We start from the raw sequence: 20,114 nt of genomic DNA on the forward strand, positions 1-20,114 counted from the left end.
GCCCAGTATTGTGTGTAGCCAAGCTGGTCCCACGACATGGGATCTTCAGGGTCCATCTCTACTACTTCTTTGTAGACCTGTATTGCCTCATCATATCTCTCGTTGTTTGCGTAGCCTCTCGCAAGAGATCGTCTTGCAGAGATTGAATCGGGTTTCAACTTCAGAATGTGCTCAACGACATTCTCTAGGTCATAGAGTCTATCCATTTGTACGAGGACATAAGCTAGGCAATCCCAAGAATCTACATTGGCAGGTTCTCTTACTAGAACTGTATCCACTAGATATGATTCTGCTTTGTAGGGCTTTCCATCGACTTCGTAGCTCATAGCATTAACAATAGAAGCCTCAGTATCATATCGTTCTGGGTACTTTTCTGCCAACTCGAACAGGGTTACTCTTGTGTCGTATCCCTGCCCTCCTGCGAGATGATTCTTGGCCTTCTCAAGGAGTGCGTCACCTTTGCGTCGTTTCTTCTTGGACATTCTATCACCAATATGGAATTTCATTGGTTTTATCTCCAAGAACTCTAAATAAGCACATATTCAAAATCAGGTAATGAAGTAGAATGACCTCGATTGAGAATAAGCCTCAGTATGGAGGGGAGATCCTTTTGTTTTAAATGCACAATGATGGCGCATCATCATTCCAGTTATGCTAGTGCTTCAAGAGATGAATACATTGAAAGATTAGCTCCGTAACAGATTCTATTCAAAAATTGGTAGTATCGATTATCAAGTCGTAAATGGACCAATCTTCCAAATCGATATCATACAAATCGATGAAGGTTTGGCGTTCTTCTTTTTCACGCTGGATAGTTTCTTTCTTCGCATTTCGAGAAGAGAGACCATCCCGATTGGCTATGCGTTCAACCCGAATATCTAGTGGGGCCTTTAGGAGGACTTTCAAATCTGCGTAATCTCCCGCCATCGAGTCAGCTAACCGGCCCTCAATAACACAATTTCCATTCATGGCGATTTTTCGAAGACGATTATCTAGTTGTTCCTTCATTTCGGTACTGATTCCAAGTATCTTATTGAATTCTGCAATTGGTATTCCCGTTCGTTTCGCTGCCTTCCGGAACTCATCACCTGCCGAGAAATGACTCGATTCCAAACGATTAGCGAGACGCCTTGAGACTGAGCTCGTTCCAGTTTCATGGGATCCGTTACAGTAATGCAATAATCCTCATTCCTACCCCGAGTCAAAATTATCACACGATGTCAATAGCTTCATCTGCGTTAAAGGTTCAATATGTCTAAGATGGTCTTCTCTCGTCCGAACATTCATATGAGTCTCGATAGAACAGACAGATTGGGGGCGTGAATAGCAGATGCCGCTTGAATTTCATAATAATTCGATTGTCCTCAGTGGAAGTACGGGCACAAAACTAAAGACGGGGATTCTAACCAAGTACTACAAATTCTGGTCAGAAGTGACTGCGGGAGGTAGAAGCCGAGGATTCCGGTTCAATAATTTCATTGGGGATATGAATTCCGGAACGGGCAAAGTGTACATAGAGGATGAGGACATAGAAATTCTGGGCTCAGCCGGGCATGCGCTTGAATTAAGATACGGCTCCAGCGGAAATACCCTTCCGAACATAGCAATACATCTTGTAGAAAGAGATGATGAGTGCAGAAAAAGGCTTCTGCAAGTCGTTAAAAAGGAATGGCCTGAAGTTAACTTTTCTAGAGACAACGAAGGATATTACATATCTGAGGATGGGATGTCTCATCTGTACTCCTCAGCATCCAAATTTCTCAAGTATTCTGAGAGAGGACAAGTTGCAGGAATAGGCCTCTTCTTCTTCGACCCGCTTCTAGCTACCGACTGGGGGGTTGTAGAACAGATTGCTGAAGCTCGAATTCAAGAGCCCTATCAGACAGGAACGGAGTTTCTTGTATTCTTCTTTACCTCTGACTGGGTGAAAGGAAGAACGAATTTCGCGCCGCTTCCAAGAACTCGTGATGAAAATGAATGGGGCAAGGAGCAGAAAGAAAGCGTCGAGAAAGCAGATGAAGCCTTTGGCGATAGATCGTGGCTTGATGTGATGGCTAGTAGGGCGAATGATGAAGAACTGCAGGAACAACTTGTGACTTTGTACAAAGAAAAACTTAGAAAATGGTTCCGATTCGTACTGCCGCTTCCTTTTGTCCCCAAGGAAAACCAGCTCTATCATGTTTTCTGCTGTTCAAATTATTATCTTGGTATGAGAGTGGTCGCTTCATTCTACGGAGAAAGAACCACTGATTTCGGCCTTCAATCTGATAACTCAATCACAACGGAACGTTTCAAACAGGAGCATCCCAATCTTTTCAGTGGGCTGAAGGGGCGAGCAAAACCCGTCGAATGGAGAATTCTGTGGCAGATTATGAGAAATCACATTGGTGGAATATGTGATGAAGAGTGTAGAACAATCAATGAAATTGCCGAAGATAAAGATAGCAATGTAACAGATGTGTTGGATTGGCTTCTTGCAGAGGGCTATCTCAAAGAAGTCGAACCCCCCGGATGGCCATGGGATGGTGACCAATTTTCAATATACGAGATTGATTGGGAAACGACAGACAGAAGATTAGGTGTAAATGAGCCTGTTCCTCCAACTCCTCTCAAACCGGATGAGTGAAAGGAGTTCGTATTTAGAGTATGCAATTACAGACCTGTTTTGTAAAGTCTCTTTCAAGCTTATCGAACATATCCAGAGTTTCCTTGCATAGTCCAACCTTCTTTAGGCTCATGTAATCCTCGATACACTCGAGTACCCAGTGGTACATCTCCTCACGAAGGTCATCGTTGGTCTTCTTACCCCAGCCGGTATTTTCACCATTCAGGTATTTCGTCCATGAATCATCTTTGATATTGTTGAGTGTCGATTGTAGACCTCTTAGAGTTCCTAGTGTTATTCGATTCGGAGTGAAGTGGGTGAATATTTGATCAACCAGCTTCTCATAATGTGTCTTCCAGTCAGGCACGGGAACCATAGGATCTATCCTAACACGAACCCCCCAGCCGGCATCAGAAAGGCATGATGCCGCAAAAATCCGTTTGCTTACAGGAGGGGCCTTTTCCCATTTCTTTGAGACTGTTGGGGCATTGAGACTGAAGCTTACTACAGCTTGACTGTGGTCGTCAATTTCCAGTAGCTTATCAACATACCCCGATTTGGTGACGAATAGTACCTTGTGTCTATTCTGCTGCTGAAAAATGTCAACAATCCATTTTGAGAATGGGTTGTCATTTCTTTCATCCATTAGAGAGTCACAGAGTTCACCTGTATTGAACAGCTCTGGTTTTGATGTTTCAACCAGAGCTGACAACACATGACGCATTATTTTCTTGCGAGGCTTCGTTTTAGGTGCGGTTCTGTCAGGCAACATGCGGAGTGTTCCTTTCAAAAAACACCAAGCGCAGTCATAGGGACATCCATAGCCCCATTTCAGTTCTAGGAAATGTGGACAGACCACATCATTTGGTTCCTCAGGGAAAGGGGTCAGTTCAAACCTCTTAATGATTGAAGCATCGCTTATTCTCTTCAATCTTTTTTCGGTGGATCCATCTAGAAGCTTGTAGTCCTTGAACTTGGCCATCAATGGTCTAAATTCCGGGTCGTAGTTCCAAACAGCATCAACATTGACTTCGTTGTAAGCTGCTGTGGTACTTTCAACCATTACGAACAACCAGCCTGAATCGCCTTTGGCACATACCTCTATCCTCTCCGTCGCATATATCCACCACAAATTGCTCTAATGGGCAGCATATTGGAGAATCTCTCATACGACCTATAACAATTGTCCCCATATCCATGAGGCACCATTCCTTTTGTTTTGGAAGGATTGAACCAATTGCTTCTTGAGCAAAGGTATTCATTCAACTAATCCAATCTGTGAGCGGTCTTTGCGTCCCCTTGTACACTTCCACCAGATTCATGAGGGTTTCATCAGTTATGCCATCCAGCCGGTCTCGAAGCTCACGTACTGGATTTAACCAAGGTGAGCCACTACGTGTCTTTCTTGTAGCGATAAGAATACGATATTGTCCCCCGCCCTTCATGGATATTTGAAATTCCACAATTTCGCTCCTATGTTCCTGTAATCTGTTGAGATAGAAATCATAGAGCCATTCTGCAGATGAATCTTCGGGCACATTTCTCCAAGAAGTGTCTCCGAAGAAGCAATCAAGTCGCTCTCCCGATTTCTTTCTGCCTTTTCCTGATGTACCATGGTAACCTCTAGCGAAACGTGCAACGCCAGACCAAGGATAGTTGATAATGAAATCACCAGGTAGTTGGAAAAGCTTCTCCATAGTAGACCAATGTACTTGAGTACCTTCAGGATCAAGAAATGTCAGAAAGAGCGATTTCTTTGGTTTCATAACTCGTGCAATCTCGGACATAACCTCTGCTGAGTTGCAATCAGCGCAGAGGGTTTTACAGTCTAAGATTTTTTCAAGACTCAAGCAGCATTCCTCGTCTTTGTCAACAAGTACCATTTTGTCAAATGCTTTTGACCTCCCGTCCTTAGTAACTCTTGGGGCATGTTTTGCAATTAGAGGGGACCCGGCAATATACAAATCCAAATCCTCTAAATAATTAATTCCAGGGCCTGCTAAGAGGTCAATATAGACAACATTTGATTTGTGTTTCTTTGCTACATTGGTGAATATGTCAACATAGTATGCGTGAATCAGTAGCTTCCAAAATGCCCAGAGGCCTTTGTCATATGTCTTGGAATTGCTTTTGTTGCAAACGTTCCTGTATTTCTCTTTACTGCCCGCAAGTCGTATTACCTTGTCCTTCAACCAATCAAAGTCATCCAAGATTATGCCCTCATCTTGTAGTTGATTCTGGAGTCGCGAATATAAAATGTATTTCATAAGTAGTAATTTGTAGTCCATATTTTCACACAATAGTCAATTAAGATTGGAAAATTCACAGACTGAAGCAGTCAACTCTAGTAAACCCCATAGTAAAGTAATTTCCCAGATGGACAAGATTTATTGGTTCTTAAGAAATAAGCAAGAGTAAGGGGGAGTGAAATGAACCCGATACTAGAAAGAAGGAGAACCTGGCTTGACGCAAATCCAGAGATATTCCAAAGTACCGTGAATGATTTAGAAGATCTGGGATATACTCCTTTGTTTAGAACCGCACAGAGAAAAGCATTTGATATTTTTGGCATTGAGGAGGACGTCAGCCCACCAAGACATACATCGTATAGGTCAAGGGACCGAAGAATATTCGATGCAGAGGCATTTACTTGGACTGAATCCAAAGCAATTTTGCTGGCAGCGATAGGTTCTTTGAAAGAAAAGGGATTATTTCTAGAGATTGGTTTTGCCGGTGACAAATCTGAGAGAACTAAGCTAGAGGATTTCCAGAGTGCAATTACTAATATCATTGATAATACTAAACTAGATACTGAATGGGAAATCATTCAAGCAACAAGCCGTGGGTTTGACGGTTTATTGAAAGATAAAAAGAAGAATTGCATGGTGGCTACTGAAATACCCGAAGAGCACTTCTCTGTTAGCGCCGTACTCGAAGACAAAGCAGTTAGAGATTTGGCAACCCTCGTAAAACGAGCGGGGGGTATCCTTGCAGCTGATATCAAAGATGCAACAGAGAAGAAGCAATCCCAAGAAGCACTTAATTCGCTAACATCTTTAGGCTTGTTATCGCAGGAATATGTGGTGATTTGCAGAAATACATCCCGGCAGACAAACCGTGTGAAAACAAAAGAAGCTATTGAAGAAATGGAGAAACTTGGAGTGCTTTGCTCCTGTGGTCGACCAATTTCAGAAGAGAGAATCGAGAAGCTATATGCCCCTACCAATTTCATGTCCAAGATGTTGAACCAGAGTTATTGGATGACTGTCCGCTTGGTACATTCCTTGATGGAGCAAGGCATTTCAAGAGATCGTATTCTTCTGAACCTACACGATGGGCCTGAAGAAATAGACGCTTTTGCAGATGTAGACGGAAAACTGCTTATGTTTGAGCTAAAAGATAGTGAATTTTCGATGGGGCATGCATATCCGTTCGGAGGACGCATTGGTCTCTATCAACCTTACAGCGCAATTGTTGTGTCTACAGACGGAGTTTCGCCCGATGTCAAGGATTATTTCGAAAAAGTAGAACCTGATTCGGAAATCATCTATATTGGAAATCTGAAGAGTCTAGACGCAGATATCGGCAAAACGGTTTCTGAAGTTCGAGCAGTCGCTATTGGTCAGATGATTTCCTACTTCACTCAAACAAGTTTTCAGATTCCACCACCTCCTTTGCTTCTTGCTAAGAAGCTAGATATAGATCTCAGAAATATTTCATTCAGAGGAGTCAGAAGAGGATGGATGGGTTTCGAATCAGAGTGGTATATGTAGCAAACCGTTTCATAGGATGTTAAAGGATGTGAAAAGATGGTATATGTCATAATTTACGGTCTTGTCGAAAGCAGCCATGGCTTCTCGGAGATTTCTTCCCAAATCGTGACAACTCTAGGTGTTGCACCAGTCATACTTTCGGTCTGATTTACAAATGCGCTGGACTAGATTTGGTCTTGGGACCCAGAATCGTTAGATGCTAAACACTGATCGTATGCGTTCCTCATCAGCAACAACGTCCTCGGTAAGTAGAGCCATGAAACCTGTGGGTCTCAAGTCGAAATCCATGGGTTTCCTAAGGCTATGATTTAGTATCAAATTCAAGTCCTCAGCCTTGGATAACAGAACTCCATGGATATCGGTCTCTAGTTTGAGTTCATCAATGGCGGCATCTTTGGATTCAGGAAATGCACTACTCACAATTGCCAGAGTTCAATATAGGGTGGGATGTAGATTTGGGATGACGTACAAACTTAATATCACTCAGCTGAATATACCACTCGATTTTAACCCGGTATAGCAGAGAAGAAATGGGGTGAGTAGAACGAACGATGAACCAAAACACAGAATATATGAACAAAAGGAACTAGCGCGAAGGAACTTCACTGCGATTTCTGTTTTCTATGGATTCATATTCATTTTTGTCGGATCTCTTTCTACGCTTTCTATTTACATAGCAGAAAACGAACCGACGCTCTCTTTAGCAATGTATTTTTACGTGCTACTAATCGGCATTGTGCAAGCTGCTATTGGCTGGGCAATCTATGTTGAATCTAAGAAAGCTGACATCACAGAGTTGGCTAGGTATGGGCTTATTGCATTTATTTCGATAATGCCCGGCTTCTATATTGCCATACTTGGAGGGATACTATCACTACCAGACATGGTTGATATAGTCGGCTTTGCAATCTACGTTGTTGCATTATTCATTGTGGGTTATTTTGCTGGGACGAGAACGCCTGACTAATCAAAACCTCTATAATCAGATTAAGGTTTTCGCCTTTTCAGAAGAGGCTTTATAGCTTGACCTCCATTTCAATGGTGGTTCATTCATCAGAGAAACAACTTGACTGTAAATCGTCCCAAAATTCTTTAGTGTTTTCGATACTATACATTTCAAATCAAAGGAGGGAGAAAATCAAATGAAGAAGGATGACAGAAATAATCGTTCTAGGCAGCTAAACGACCAAGATCCAGAATACTGGAAGAGTAGAGGTCATTCTGAAAAGGTTGCAGCGAATGACGCGAAAACTACAACACAAGCAAATCAAGAAAAGGATTGAGTATACGAGAAATTTCAAGAGTTAGTACTGGGAATTTGGATTTGTTATGGATTTCATGAGTATTTGTGTATCCCAGGATTTGAGCATTGATACTGTTTGTTTCATAATATTGTGATTTGTGTCAATAATTAGTATAGTCTAGCTAGGCGGATAGAGAAATACTGTGGATAACTGATCCGTCTAGCATCTCTTTTTTATCAGACGGATTCAGCTGGCAGATTAAATCTTGTCAGAAAGACAACTCTACTAAAATAAAATAGATGCTGAGGATGGAGGTACTGTTTCTTGAGGTTCCGCTCAAATCTTGGCAACTCTACGTGTGCACGAGTCATACTTCATGTCTGTTAATGCCAGTTCCTAGGGGAGCTAAAATGCTGGCCTGATGAAGGAATCTCTGAGGGTTCATATGAGGAATGCCAAGAATACAGAGCTGCAACGATTGCTGATAGAAATACTCGAACAAGATGATGGCAGGTTCGGGATGCCTCTTTTGGCTGCTAGACAACAGCTCATTGCCAAGGCTAGAAAACGCAAAATTGAATGCAATCAGAAAACAGCAGATGAAACGATTCTGCAGGCCTTGGACGATTGGACCGTGGACAAAGCATTGGCTCCAGTTCCTATCCAGATCGAGGAGGAACTCAATCTCGAGCCACCTGGGCCGTTTTGGCACCTCAAAATCCTAACCCCAGAAGAACAGGGGAGGTACAAGTCTCTCGCACCAGTGGAGAAAGCACTGATTCGATTGCTGAGAAAGCAAGATGAACCTGGGAGACGAGGAGAGATTCCTGTCGAAGAAGCTGAGAAGCAGCTGGCCGAACAAGGATTCACAGACATTCCCGAATTCATGTGGGTGAATGAGATAGTCCATGATTTCTTCGGGTTCCGTGATGGCAAAGATGCTAGATGGTATGGAATTGTAAATGAATACTGGAAGACTGAGGAATTCAAAGAGCACGAGCAGAGAATGCTAGATGAGTCACTAGAGAAACAAAGGCAATACATCCAACTCATGGAGGATCTAGAAGAAGAATCTAGACAACGAAGAAAACGTGAAGAAAAGGAATCTCACAAAAAGAACAGAGCAAAGAAACCTAAACAATCACAGAATAACAATTCTGGGGCATCAAAGACTAACCCGTGTAATCCGGAATGGCTTCGAGCTCATCTTGTTCAGATAGTTGAGGAATTGAGTTGGAGAGATGGCGCACCCCTCCCGGTTGTTGAAAGACGACTCTTAGCCAAGAGTGAAGATGAAGGAATGAATTGCGGAGTCGAAGACATACAAAGCGTTATTCAGAGGACGTTGGACGACTGGACATTAGAAAAAACAATATCTGAAATCCCGTCAGCTATTCAGGATTCACTCGGTTATTCCTCATACAAGCTCGTTTGGCATTTGAAGATCATGTCAGAAGAAAGAGCACAAGAGTATAGGAATCTTGAACCTGTCGAGATAGCTTTGATCCGAATTCTTCAAAATCAAAACGAACCAGACTCTATTGGTAGTATTTCCGTATCTGAAGCTGAAAGGCGTCTTTCTGAGCAAGGATTTGAGGATATACCCGAATTCATGCTGATAAAGGACATCGTTGAAGAATTCTTCAAACTCGATGACGGAGAAATGGTGCGCTGGTATGGATTGATTGAAGAGTTTGTTAAGACTGAGGAATACAAGAAGCAGGAGCAGAAGATGATAGAGGCGTCAATGGAAAAAGAATATCGATACATCCAACTCATGGAGGATTTGGAGGAGGAGTCAAGGCAACGAAGAAAACGTGAAGAAAGAATAGCCAAACAACAAGAAATCAAAGAAAAGAAACTCAAACAACAGAAGATAAGAAAGTCTAGGACGGTAGAACCAAAGCCCTGCAACCAGGATTGGCTCCGAACACACCTGATTCAGACTGTTGAGGAGGTGGGCGAAGGGCGCAGTGCCCCACTGGTGGTAGTTCAACAAGAACTCATCAAGACAGCACAAGATGAAAGGATAAGATGTAGCCTGAGAGACATCCACCACACTATCGAATCAGTCCTTGATGAGTGGATACTGGACAAGACAGTTATCGAACCTTCTGAATATATGCTCGATTCACTTGGATATTGTGCAAGCGAAGTGGTCTGGGGCCTGAAAATCCTATCAGATGATGAGATTGAGAGATACCGCAACCTCAAGCCGATCGTGAAAGAACTGATTAGCCTGTTACGGGAACGGGATGATCCAAGGACCCTCGGTATGATGCCGGTGTCTGAAGCTCATAGATTGCTTTCCAAGCGCGGTTTTGATGACATACCAGAACTGATCTGCGAAGAGGGAATCATTCAGGAAAATCATGTAGCATTCGATGGTGAGGAAGTGCCCGCTTACGAAATAGTCCAGCACTATTGTTGAAAACAAGGGCCGTGACCAAGTGGCCTTCTGAAAGAAGCAAGCGAGAGTCATTCATCACTCAGTACTCATGAACTATCTTGAAGCCAAATCAATGAGAAATGAACAAAGATATGGCGCATCATCTCCGCCTTCTTTGAAACTGCATTTCTAAAATAAAAAAGATGCTGAGGATGGAGGTACTGTTTCTGAGGTTCCGCTCAAATCTTGACAACTCTAGGTGTTGCAGAGCTATATTTTCGGTCTGCTCGGCTTGGACATTAGTAGCGGTGAGCTGAATACCCAGCCAGAATAGATATTTAGAACAATAAGCTCATTGCTTGTTGTTGACTACGGAGCAAGAAAGCCATATTCTGGCAAGACCTCTAATCTATATCTATTGCTCTAGTGGATTCAACCACTGTCTGTCAGGTTTCGCAATTTGCCGCGCATTACTGTAGGCCATGGAGAGTGAAAGAACCGTTGTTGCACGATACCTGTCTCCGCCATGATCAACAACTAGTGCCAAATCCGCTTTTGCAGCGCTTCTTATGCACAATGGCAATAAGAGCTGAATCTTGCTTCCGTAATATTGGGGAACAGCGGCTTTGTAGCTTCGCATCACACGTTTCTTTGCATGCCTAATAGCGCCGTCCAGTAACATCGATAGTGTGTGATCGTCATGTTCTTGTAGTTCGGGCGGGAATCTATCTCTGTGCTCGTTTAGTATGTGCTCCTTGTTAACGACCAAATCCATACGCGTATCATAAACTAGAAACTTCGGATCATCGAAGTAGTTCGCTCTCTCTGGAAGGGACTTGAATTTCGTTAGCCAATACTCTCCCTCTCGTAGCCAATTGAAGAATCGCCAAGGTGACGCCTCCTCTACTCTGTTCTTGACAAAATATGCAAATATCTCTTCTTGCAACGGGGTAACCAACCCAGTATTGAAACATGCAAAATCACCCTCATCAGTAGATGAATAGGCAATCTTGTCCTCTTCTACCAGACGTTTGAATGTATATTTAAGATAGTGGAAAAGTACTGGGTGGGTCCACTCCTCTAGCGCTTCCGAGGATGACCAATCTTCAGGTTCAGCCATATCAGCCAAGTTTCGAAGCGCTTCATCTCTTTCGTGAAAATAGGCAAAATCAAACAAATCTTCTTCGGATTCTCCGTTCATATACGATCTCACCGCTCCTTTGAGTATCTACATAATTGAGAGTACTTAATTGTTCCTCCTATGTTTCCCAGCGACTAATGCCCCCTCAACGATATTCCATTTGGAGTATGAATAGATGCTCCAATCGAGTATAGATACAACCGTTAGAAAGATGGTTGGGGACAATAGGTGAGAGATGGAGGGAGGTGGAGGTACCGCTTCTCAAAGATTTTCATGAAATAAGGGCAAACATCAAGGAATCTACGTGATTCTATTGTGGGTCTTTGTCCTTTTCAGCTGAAACCCCCTGAAGTATCTGTCTCGCTTTCTTCGAATACAGATAGCCTGGTTTTACGGCCATAACACCTTGAATCTCCTTTAGTATTCCATCAAAAAGGGGATAATCGCGGTATCTAAGGAGATTGAATGCTACTTTTTCAACATCTAGATGGGGAGATTCCATCATCACCTTTCGAATTACACGCTGTAATTCAGAAGCTAGAATGTTGTCGCTGATTTCTAGAATAAGGGGGCATATCCTGTCAGTTCCTTTATCTACATACTTACTGGGCATAACCTTCCATCGACAGGATGATTTGAAGACTTTCTCCGGGGATATCAAATCTCTTTCTGCTGCTTTGTAAAGGCAGAGAATTACATTTCGAATTAGAACACGGTTGCTGAGATCTGGGAAATTACAATTGCTTTGGAATTCATCAGTTCTATCATTAAATCAAACTGCTCAAACCGGGTTCTAGGATATACACCTATGTTTGGTCGCCAAAAAGCACAATCAAATACGTGAGATTAATTTCAATAATCAAAATAGCGGCCAACTCTCTGCAACATTCTTAATCCCTATTTGATGGATCATGGATTAGTTATACGCAGAGTAGAATTCGTTGAGCATATCTGTACCCACAAAGAAGAATTATGAATATGTAATTTGTATATCCCTCTAGTGGGATTACCTAATGCGTAGGGTGCACATTATATCCGCACTATGTACGGTACTAATAATCACTGGCACGAGCTACATTCCTATTCATTTTGAGCTGAAGCAATGGCCAACAACATCAGATTTTGAGCTGGCCCAAGATGAAGATTCGTATATGAGCTTATCAAAAGAACATCTTGTAATCCTTTCTTCCAGTGTCAGAGAGCTTGGGATAACTCTAACGAATATCGACAATGCTCCACACAATCTTAGCGTCAACTTGGCGACGGCAAACCAGCAGCTAGGTTTCATTTTCAATGGGGAAGAGATAGAACCAGTTGATGAATCGGATGACATTCTTGTATACAGGATCCCCCACATATGCACTAATGCCATTCCAAATAGAACAACGAGTCTAAGCGTCGATGTGCTCGGAGAACTGCAACGCGGTGTTGTTTATACCCTAAGCAAGTTCACTATTCAGCTTGAAAGAGATGATATCGTAATCGAAGAGAAGAATGTTGATGCGTTCATTACCCAAGGTTTCGAGAAAATATCTAGGTATGAGCTCAACAGCACAGGAGAATTCGCACCCGATGCCCTCTACAACTTCAGTAATAATCCTCTTTTGGCATCAACGAGTGGAAGGCTCAAGATTGAAGTGAATAACTCTGACGAGATTCTACATAGCTATGAAATTGTAATAAACGACAAAGCGAGGCAGTTACGAGTATTCAAAGGTGAAGAAGAAGTTATTCCACTGCAACAAGAGGAGGGGAATGTCTTCAGAATACATTTGGGCAATATACAGGTTAGAGACGTCATACCTCTTACTCTTAGTGCTTCCCAACTACGAGGAATAACATGGTCAAGGTACATGATTGAGCTTTCACTTGTTGTTGATAACAGTACCATGCATCAATCCTCTGCAATTGGTGTTGATGTGGGTAATGCGGCACCAGAAGACATCATAATCGAAGAATTGACACTAGAGAGATTAGATGATGATAGTATCAAAGCTACTCTACGTTTGAACGAGGAGGGAAGGGGTTTTGGACTTTTCGGAATCACTTTTGAAGGAAGCCAAGCTTTGGCAGTTTTAGGTTGGGCTGGACCTCGCATCGCTAGTGTTCTACTAACAAGGGGAGTATTCCCGCGACTCTTTGAGTCGTCCACTGCAGCAAGTATTGAAGCTGGGATTGCAGGCTTCCTAATATCAACGGGAATAGGACTCATAATAGAAGCAGTTATTGTATCGCCTGATAATCCTATCTTAGGATTGGTTTTGGCGATAGCCGGTGCTGCATTGATTATGGTTGGAATTGTTTGTATCTTCTTTAAGAATCAGAATAAGCAGGACATAGAAATTCCCTACTAGGCCATGTCTAATGTGTTAATGCCAATATTTTGTAAAACTTCATTTGCCAATCAATAATGTAGAAATGCTGAAGATGGAGGTACAGTTTCTCTGAGGTTCCGCTCAAATCTTGGCAACTCTAGGTTTCCCAAGATGAACTCGGGAAGAAGTTTCATGAAGGGGGTGCGTCGAAATAGAACATGGTCCGAAGAGCTTCTTGAAATACAAAAGCTCAAGAGTATGACCCGTCTAATGGAACAGACGGAGGGTAGAATCCTATGAATGATTCAGAGAATCTCTTTGAACAGACATTAGAAAGGGCAACAATGAAACCTCCAGTTAGTCAGAAAGCCACTTCCAAAATTGTAGATGAGATATCTTCTCACAAGGGCATTGTGAGATTGTTTCATCTAATACGAGAATCTCCACATTTGGCAAAACTGCTTTTCCTCCATCCTCTTGACCTCTTTGGAAAAGAGGGGAGGTATCAAGCTCCCTATTTGTACTACGGGCAAATCTCCACAGACACGCAGAAAGATAGCAATATTTCGCGGGCATTGAAATTATTGCGGATAGACCGTGAGGCGACCAGTAGCTTGGCCTTAGCCACACGCCTCAAAAAGATGGGAATTGATGAAGAGAGACAAGAAACGATAGGATCTGATATCATAGATGCCGTTATCTACATACTTGTCATGATTTTCAAAGTTAGTCCAACGCTACGTGAATTAGTAGAATCTGAAAACTTCAGCTATCCACTTATGAAATCAACAATCAAGAACTACGCTAATCTGATTGATGAAGAGGAGCTAGAGCAGGCTATGGAATCCATCTTTTCAGAAGAATCAGCAGACCCCGAATTCATAGACCTGATAGAGCGTCTGATATTGAGTGTCGTCCCGCTCATCACAGGAAAATCTCTGGAGTTTATTGAAATGGGCAGAACATCTCAATCACAGATTACACTGGCCTATCATCAGATAGCAATATCCTTCGTAGACGATTTGCTAACAAAGACATCCATATCTTTTGAGGAATATGGTGAAATTGTTAAACAACTCTACATGTTTGGGTTAATCAAAAACAGAAATACCATCTTCTGGTGTGAGAAATGCATGGAGGATCGTATCAGTTACAATGAGCGACATGGTCATATTTCTCCATCGAAGATGTCAGAGAGAACATGTCCAGATTGCGGCGAATCTGAGTCTTTCAGTGCTGTGTTCGAAGTTGACCTAGCTTTATTGGATGCAATATTCAGTCGGGATCATCTTCTCGGTGTTTTCGTTGGTTGGATTCTCAAGAAAGAAGGCATTGATGCTGAGATTAATACTCATGTAGATGACAGAGAGGTTGATTTCTTGACAGATACTGCATTGATTGAATGCAAGACTTTCAGAGTAGGAGGACGTGAGGAGACTCCCCGACAGAATTTAGAACAGGTCCTTGTGCAGATGCAGAAACAGGTTGCGGCACTTGAGGAAGATGAGAGAACTATGGAGAATGTTATGCTAGTCTGCAATCAACCTGATATCAGGAAGGAGTTATCCAATATCGCCGGAAAAGCGAAGTCGTTTTATGATGAATACTGTCCCGAAGTCTTTTCTTACGAGGAAATAGATGAAATGGTCGAATCTCTGCGATAATTCCTTTCATATCTTGCCTTTGAAGCCGCTAGGTACTGCCTCTTAGTTGTAACCAATATCGAGCTATTGATTCGAGATGATATGTCGTGGAAAGTCAATCTGATATTTCCGTGTTTTCTGTAAGATAATCCCATATTGTAATGATTGATCCATTTTCTTCTCTTGGGTATGCGTCAACTGGATGCCCATCTTCGTCGTAGATAACAAGTGAGGGCACGCCTTCTCCGAAGTTCATGGCCGGGTTGCGATTGCTTCCATATACTCTTCGAATCGCTGAACGTTTGATTACTGATACCTTGATGACATCGCCATAGGCGTCGAATCGCTGTGTATCGTTCCAAACAGCTGTGTCAATCATCTCTAGGGACCTATCATCTTTCAACTTTTCAATAATTCTTTGAGATTCCTGAATATTCTTGTTTTGTTGACATCGAATGGGATGGTTTTCTGAACTGTAGAAATATTTTAACAAATAGTTAACCCCTTTGTCATATGGGTATGTTGTTTATTTAAATATATTGGATAACATACAACTAATGGTTCGGGATTAGACAAATAATGGGCTATTCATTAGAGGCAACCTAGGAGCGGAAGTACCAAACCTTCAATTGAAGCGAGACTGGATTGGCGTGGAGTTAATAGAGAACGATAAATGATAGAACACTCGCATTCTGTGAGTGAAGGGTATAAGATAGAAGGGTCAGTGTCAATCACAGAGAAATCTTGTCTCATCAGTTTAAGAATAACTCTCGATGGAGGCGGGTATATTGTCGAATGATAAAAATACAGAAGTCAAGAAACAAGTCAAACGAAGTAATCATGAGAAAGCTATAGGGGCTATATGTGGCATACTTCTCGCGGTCTCAATTGTCATTGTTGACTATGTCCTAATTGCGCTGAATTCTCAGACTTTTGTTCTTTGGGGGTTTGACTTACCTTCAGATGTTCTTTTCTCCGGGTCATTTATTGTTAGTCTCGCAGGGGGTTTGTTGATTGGAAAAGCGTATATTTTCGATAAGGCTCTGCCAGTTTTCATATATGGCAGCAGTTGGATATTTTCGGTCATTGCTTCATTTCAACTCGCAAACCCGTTAGGGCTAATCGGATCTTTACTTGCATCATCATCTCTCCTAATCGGCGGCTTAGCTCTTACAGTAATGCGGATTCTGTTAGGTAAGGAGGGATTTGACGAATTACTAGTTCTTGTCATGTTTTCCAGCAATATGATGAATATTCTCTATTTCTTGGTTGGTGTTGCAGCATGAGTAAATCAAAAGGGAGATTCACAAAAGCAATATTAGGAGTTCTATCTATTGCGGGAATGGGTTTGTCGATATACTTCACGTACAGCTATGTAGATTTCCTGACATTGATTATTTTCGGGACCAAAGCGTTTCTATTAGGTTCAGGTATTTGCGTGATTATTACTGGTAAGAAGAAGATAGTAACGGGAACGAAAAGCGATTGGAGTGGGACCTACTCAGTGTATGAATTCATTGAGGATCCCCTTGAAAAGTGGTTCATTGTGGGTTTTGGAATAGTAGCGGTAGTGCTGTCACTATTCCTAATAATTGGTTGGCTTTCCTTGACAATCATGTTCACTTTTCTCGTTGGCTATTTCTTTGTGTATTCTGGTGCTGCTAATGAACTGATGGGATCACGACAATTCGTTGAGTTTTTGAGTATCGGGATAATCATCATAGCATTGCTGTGCGGAGGATATGTTGGACTCATGTGGTTATCACCACAAATAGTTCCGCATCTATTGCCATGAGTTCACCAAGTCCGTTCTATCCCCATTCTCGCTTCTCAAAAAAACCCTTTTTCTACTAATTATGTGAAAACATCAACTCATTCTCACAAAATCAACCAATATAAAACAAAATAGATGGTGAGGATGGAGGTACTGTTTCTTGAGGTTACGCTCAAATCTTGACAACTCTAGGTGTTGCACGAGCTATATTTTCGGTCCACTCGCCTCGGACATTAAGCGTCAGCAGCTGTGCCTCCAAGGCGACTTAGGAAGAAGCTGTATCCAATCAAGACTGAGTGCTCTCACTGGTTGGTTCCCCCCTAGTTTCTTCGCCAAGCTCTGGGAGAAACCTTCCAAGCAGACTTGGAATGAGGGAAATCATCCTCAATTCGCCAGTGTGGGATAGTCGATAGTCTTTACCCTCCATTTCAAACCACTCTTCCTTGTCTCCCCGCCTCCCGATGATTTGGTCACGAACTGCGGACGGAGAGAGTCCCGTATCTGATGCTATGTCTGAATTGCTTTTTGCGCTAGGCCATCCGCGTAATAGGGATAGGGCCACCCTTAAACCGCTATCTTCTACCCTTTCATCCAGAAAGTCGCTGTCCTCTCGTTTTGTCCAAAGTGCTTCCATACTCACTTTTGCGTCTTCAACACGGACTTCATGCTAGATTTCTCTCAAATCCACCAATGCTTGAGAAATCTCACTCCGTTCTTGGCACTCAATCTCGATTCCTGTTCCATAAACATCTCTGCTAACAATGTACTTCATTTTCATGACCTGTTCATTATGCTCTTAATCTCATGTAATGGGCGCCGCTATTCATAATCTATACCTAGCCAATCATATACTCTGTCTGGGTCGGGAGGGGCCTTCAATGTCTTCATTAAAGATACAATATCTGAAGCATCCCTAATAGTCACTCTGTCAGATTCAGCGTCGGTTCTATCAGCCTCACTTACCAGCTGGGACGTAAATACCACAGCCCGGAATTCCAACCAAGGTGCTTTCTTTTCTATGTCGGATATGACAGTCTTCATTCTTCCTAGTTTCTTCCTAGGATGGGCAGCAGTGCATTCACAGATGATAGATGTCTGGAGCCTAGGGTGAAATGCTAGAAGATCCATACCTGAAAGAGGGAATCCCGCCAAATCCGCAACTTGCAGTCCACATGAAGTCAACAGCACAGATACGATGCTTTCAAAGATTTTACCATTTGCTGATTTTAATTCATCAAGTGCCAAATCTAAGTCGAAGTATTTTCCAAATTCAGACTCTGAAAAAGAATTGAGGACAGACCAGATTCGGTTAGCCAGTGGTAGATTGTGTGTGTAATGAGTATCAAGACCCACCTCCCCCTTTAGCGAAAGGGTCAAGTCTGCGCTTCTTGTTTGTCCAATTCTCTTAGGAATCTGAAAAATCTTGGTAACTTCAGCAAAACCATGAGAAAGGCGTTTTATGCTAGGATTGCGAAGTCTAGGCCGGTACAAATGGTACCCACCATCCCTACGCATTAAAATAGCCTTCACTTGCATATCTTCAACCATTTCTCTGGGACACTCGAAGCGAACCCTAACCTCTCTATCCACATGGGTTAGAGAAGATATCTTCACATTTGAGGGGGTTATAATATCAATAAGATTGTAGCTTATTTGATCCCCGGACAACCCAAAGAATTTGGTCAAGAGCTTACGTATCGAGGAAAAGGGACGAAATGGATTTAGCCGAATCTCATTTTGGAGTTCATTGATTTCCTCTTGTGCAAAATCTCGTCTATCAACAGTTCCTCGCAGCTTGAGCATCGTAGTATCATATTTCTCATCTCCGATTTTTTCGCCACGATAATATACCCCATAACGCCACGTCGGTTCCTCCTCAGGTTGATAACCTATCTTCACTCCGCCTATATCTACACTGTGAGAATGGATATCATCGAGGAGCTCGTGAATGCCTTCAAAAGCTATGCGCCCTTCCACAATTCTCATGCTTTTCGAGGGCCAAATTTCTTCTCCTTCGGTCACTAAATCATCCGTCAGCAAATCGATTTTGGTAACGCACGGAACTTCTTTCCCGTCTAATTTCAAAAGAAGTGAGCGAACCCTTGCAGTATGATATGATGGTTCTAAATAGCCAACCCGCGACACGAATTCTTCGACTTCGGAATCCAATTGTCTCACCGGCTAACTCACTCACCATTTTCCTGTAGGTTTTTCGCGTTCACAATGGCAGGAACAACCTCATCCAGAACCCAGTGTAATCCAGTATCGCTCAGCTGGTATCCAGTTTCACACTTGTAGAAATATTGATCGACTCCCACAAAATCCCCTCGTACACGTTTACCAACTGATCCTTTCGAACAATCTATTTCTTTTGCTATTGGCCGTTGGGATACACAATCTGGATAATGCTTCAAAAGACATAGACCCATTTTGTGAGATATCTCTTCAATATCGGCGCCCAACACCAACTTACCATCCTTTTCAATCCAGAACTCTTCTGTTGCCTGTTTAGCCTTATTGATTTCAGTCTCTAGTTCGAAACGGGTATCTATCCTCTCAGCTCTTCTCCATAGCTCTAGCAGAGTCTGATATGCATCGTCAAATTCTGAGAAATCGTCATCTAGAATAATTCCCGATACCATGATTCTCTTGCCATCGGAATCTCTTTCAATTTCAATCTCTAGCCCACTTTCATTCTCGCTCATGTTCAAAATCAATCCCCCTCACTCAGATTTACAAGCTCACTCTCAAAAAGAGATGCAACCCAAGGTATTCCTTCAAGAGATATTTTCAATCCTTTATCCTCATCGAAGGATAGGTACAAGCGAGAATCGAATTTCTTCGCACCTGCATAGACTTTGTAAGAATTATATGGTACCTCTAGCTTCTCTTCAATGAAGCTTCGTGGGAGGATATACGGAAATGATGCTGCGGCAGAAAGACATACCTTCTGCATTTGATTTGCCGTTTCTTCTAAGGGAACAAAAAGCCCCTCATCTGTTCTTCTACATAGCTTCCGAAGCTGCTTTATCAACTCAAGAGACTGAGCAATCGATTCCAATTCCAAAAATGCCTGAGCAACTGCGCCTGGTTCCTCCTCATGAAATTCAACAGAGAAAGTTGTTGTTCCCCTTGTTCGTGCAGATATTATTTTCTTTATTCTATCTTCATTCAACTAATTTTCCTCCAAAGGGTCGATGCCAACAATCCAAAACCCCGCAGGTATACGA

At 42.4% G+C, this 20,114-nt stretch carries 20 protein-coding genes; 8 read left to right on the plus strand and 12 right to left on the minus strand.

Going from position 1 to position 20,114, the window contains the following annotated elements; all coding sequences use genetic code 11:
- Positions 1 to 506, minus strand: a 506-nt coding sequence (locus GF309_13405; GenBank protein MBD3159773.1) for a tetratricopeptide repeat protein, incomplete at its 3' end; no start/stop codon positions are given.
- A gap of 202 nt (positions 507 to 708) precedes the next feature.
- The gene (locus GF309_13410) at positions 709 to 1,179 is read right to left on the minus strand and encodes an AAA family ATPase (protein ID MBD3159774.1); all 471 of its coding nucleotides are present in this window, start codon (positions 1,177 to 1,179) and stop codon (positions 709 to 711) included.
- 151 nt (positions 1,180 to 1,330) lie between these two features.
- Between GF309_13410 and tcmP (GF309_13415) the strand changes: the two genes are divergently transcribed.
- Complete coding sequence (gene tcmP, locus GF309_13415) at positions 1,331 to 2,626, plus strand: three-Cys-motif partner protein TcmP (protein ID MBD3159775.1); 1,296 nt, start codon at positions 1,331 to 1,333, stop codon at positions 2,624 to 2,626.
- Between the two features lie 13 nt (positions 2,627 to 2,639).
- Here tcmP (GF309_13415) and GF309_13420 read toward each other — a convergent pair whose 3' ends face one another.
- Positions 2,640 to 3,668: a hypothetical protein gene (locus GF309_13420; GenBank protein ID MBD3159776.1), complete on the minus strand. Its 1,029-nt coding sequence runs from the start codon at positions 3,666 to 3,668 to the stop codon at positions 2,640 to 2,642.
- Between the two features lie 199 nt (positions 3,669 to 3,867).
- Positions 3,868 to 4,893, minus strand: a complete 1,026-nt coding sequence (tcmP, locus tag GF309_13425) for a three-Cys-motif partner protein TcmP (protein ID MBD3159777.1) — start codon at positions 4,891 to 4,893, stop codon at positions 3,868 to 3,870.
- A 141-nt stretch (positions 4,894 to 5,034) separates the two neighbouring features.
- Between tcmP (GF309_13425) and GF309_13430 the strand changes: the two genes are divergently transcribed.
- On the plus strand, positions 5,035 to 6,378 hold the full coding sequence (locus tag GF309_13430; protein MBD3159778.1) for a hypothetical protein: 1,344 nt from the start codon (positions 5,035 to 5,037) through the stop codon (positions 6,376 to 6,378).
- Between the two features lie 192 nt (positions 6,379 to 6,570).
- Here GF309_13430 and GF309_13435 read toward each other — a convergent pair whose 3' ends face one another.
- Positions 6,571 to 6,798 (minus strand): hypothetical protein, encoded by a 228-nt coding sequence (locus GF309_13435; GenBank protein ID MBD3159779.1) that lies wholly within the window; start codon positions 6,796 to 6,798, stop codon positions 6,571 to 6,573.
- A gap of 115 nt (positions 6,799 to 6,913) precedes the next feature.
- On the opposite strand from GF309_13435, the gene GF309_13440 reads away from it, so the two are divergent.
- On the plus strand, positions 6,914 to 7,345 hold the full coding sequence (locus GF309_13440) for a hypothetical protein (GenBank protein ID MBD3159780.1): 432 nt from the start codon (positions 6,914 to 6,916) through the stop codon (positions 7,343 to 7,345).
- A 722-nt stretch (positions 7,346 to 8,067) separates the two neighbouring features.
- A complete protein-coding gene (locus tag GF309_13445; protein ID MBD3159781.1) occupies positions 8,068 to 10,053 on the plus strand; it encodes a hypothetical protein in 1,986 nt (661 codons plus the stop codon).
- Positions 10,054 to 10,426: 373 nt separating this feature from the next.
- Here the strand turns inward: GF309_13445 and GF309_13450 are convergent, their stop codons facing one another.
- Both GF309_13450 and GF309_13455 read right to left on the minus strand, forming a co-directional pair.
- A complete protein-coding gene (locus GF309_13450) occupies positions 10,427 to 11,212 on the minus strand; it encodes a DUF3825 domain-containing protein (protein MBD3159782.1) in 786 nt (261 codons plus the stop codon).
- A 250-nt stretch (positions 11,213 to 11,462) separates the two neighbouring features.
- Entirely contained in the window at positions 11,463 to 11,765 is a 303-nt protein-coding gene (locus GF309_13455) for a hypothetical protein (protein MBD3159783.1), read from the minus strand.
- Between the two features lie 400 nt (positions 11,766 to 12,165).
- Between GF309_13455 and GF309_13460 the strand changes: the two genes are divergently transcribed.
- Positions 12,166 to 13,506 carry a hypothetical protein gene (locus GF309_13460; protein MBD3159784.1) on the plus strand — a complete coding sequence of 447 codons (1,341 nt, stop codon included), beginning with the start codon at positions 12,166 to 12,168 and terminating at the stop codon, positions 13,504 to 13,506.
- Between the two features lie 257 nt (positions 13,507 to 13,763).
- Positions 13,764 to 15,131, plus strand: coding sequence for a hypothetical protein (locus GF309_13465; GenBank protein ID MBD3159785.1), 1,368 nt, complete (start codon positions 13,764 to 13,766; stop codon positions 15,129 to 15,131).
- A 94-nt stretch (positions 15,132 to 15,225) separates the two neighbouring features.
- On the opposite strand, the gene GF309_13470 is transcribed toward GF309_13465, so the two are convergent.
- Complete coding sequence (locus GF309_13470; protein MBD3159786.1) at positions 15,226 to 15,513, minus strand: hypothetical protein; 288 nt, start codon at positions 15,511 to 15,513, stop codon at positions 15,226 to 15,228.
- A gap of 385 nt (positions 15,514 to 15,898) precedes the next feature.
- Between GF309_13470 and GF309_13475 the strand changes: the two genes are divergently transcribed.
- The gene (locus tag GF309_13475) at positions 15,899 to 16,396 is read left to right on the plus strand and encodes a hypothetical protein (protein MBD3159787.1); all 498 of its coding nucleotides are present in this window, start codon (positions 15,899 to 15,901) and stop codon (positions 16,394 to 16,396) included.
- On the plus strand, positions 16,393 to 16,905 hold the full coding sequence (locus GF309_13480) for a hypothetical protein (protein ID MBD3159788.1): 513 nt from the start codon (positions 16,393 to 16,395) through the stop codon (positions 16,903 to 16,905). Before GF309_13475 ends, GF309_13480 begins: the two co-directional genes overlap by 4 nt.
- Positions 16,906 to 17,170: 265 nt before the next feature.
- On the opposite strand, the gene GF309_13485 is transcribed toward GF309_13480, so the two are convergent.
- The 4 genes from GF309_13485 to GF309_13500 form a co-directional block, all read right to left on the minus strand.
- Positions 17,171 to 17,524, minus strand: coding sequence for a hypothetical protein (locus GF309_13485; protein ID MBD3159789.1), 354 nt, complete (start codon positions 17,522 to 17,524; stop codon positions 17,171 to 17,173).
- 179 nt (positions 17,525 to 17,703) lie between these two features.
- Entirely contained in the window at positions 17,704 to 19,053 is a 1,350-nt protein-coding gene (locus GF309_13490) for a hypothetical protein (protein ID MBD3159790.1), read from the minus strand.
- A 17-nt stretch (positions 19,054 to 19,070) separates the two neighbouring features.
- Positions 19,071 to 19,589 carry a hypothetical protein gene (locus tag GF309_13495; GenBank protein MBD3159791.1) on the minus strand — a complete coding sequence of 173 codons (519 nt, stop codon included), beginning with the start codon at positions 19,587 to 19,589 and terminating at the stop codon, positions 19,071 to 19,073.
- Positions 19,590 to 19,597: 8 nt separating this feature from the next.
- On the minus strand, positions 19,598 to 20,059 hold the full coding sequence (locus GF309_13500) for a hypothetical protein (GenBank protein MBD3159792.1): 462 nt from the start codon (positions 20,057 to 20,059) through the stop codon (positions 19,598 to 19,600).
- Positions 20,060 to 20,114 lie beyond the last annotated feature (55 nt).

The sequence above is a fragment of the Candidatus Lokiarchaeota archaeon genome (assembly GCA_014730275.1).
Classification (GTDB): domain Archaea; phylum Asgardarchaeota; class Thorarchaeia; order Thorarchaeales; family Thorarchaeaceae; genus WJIL01.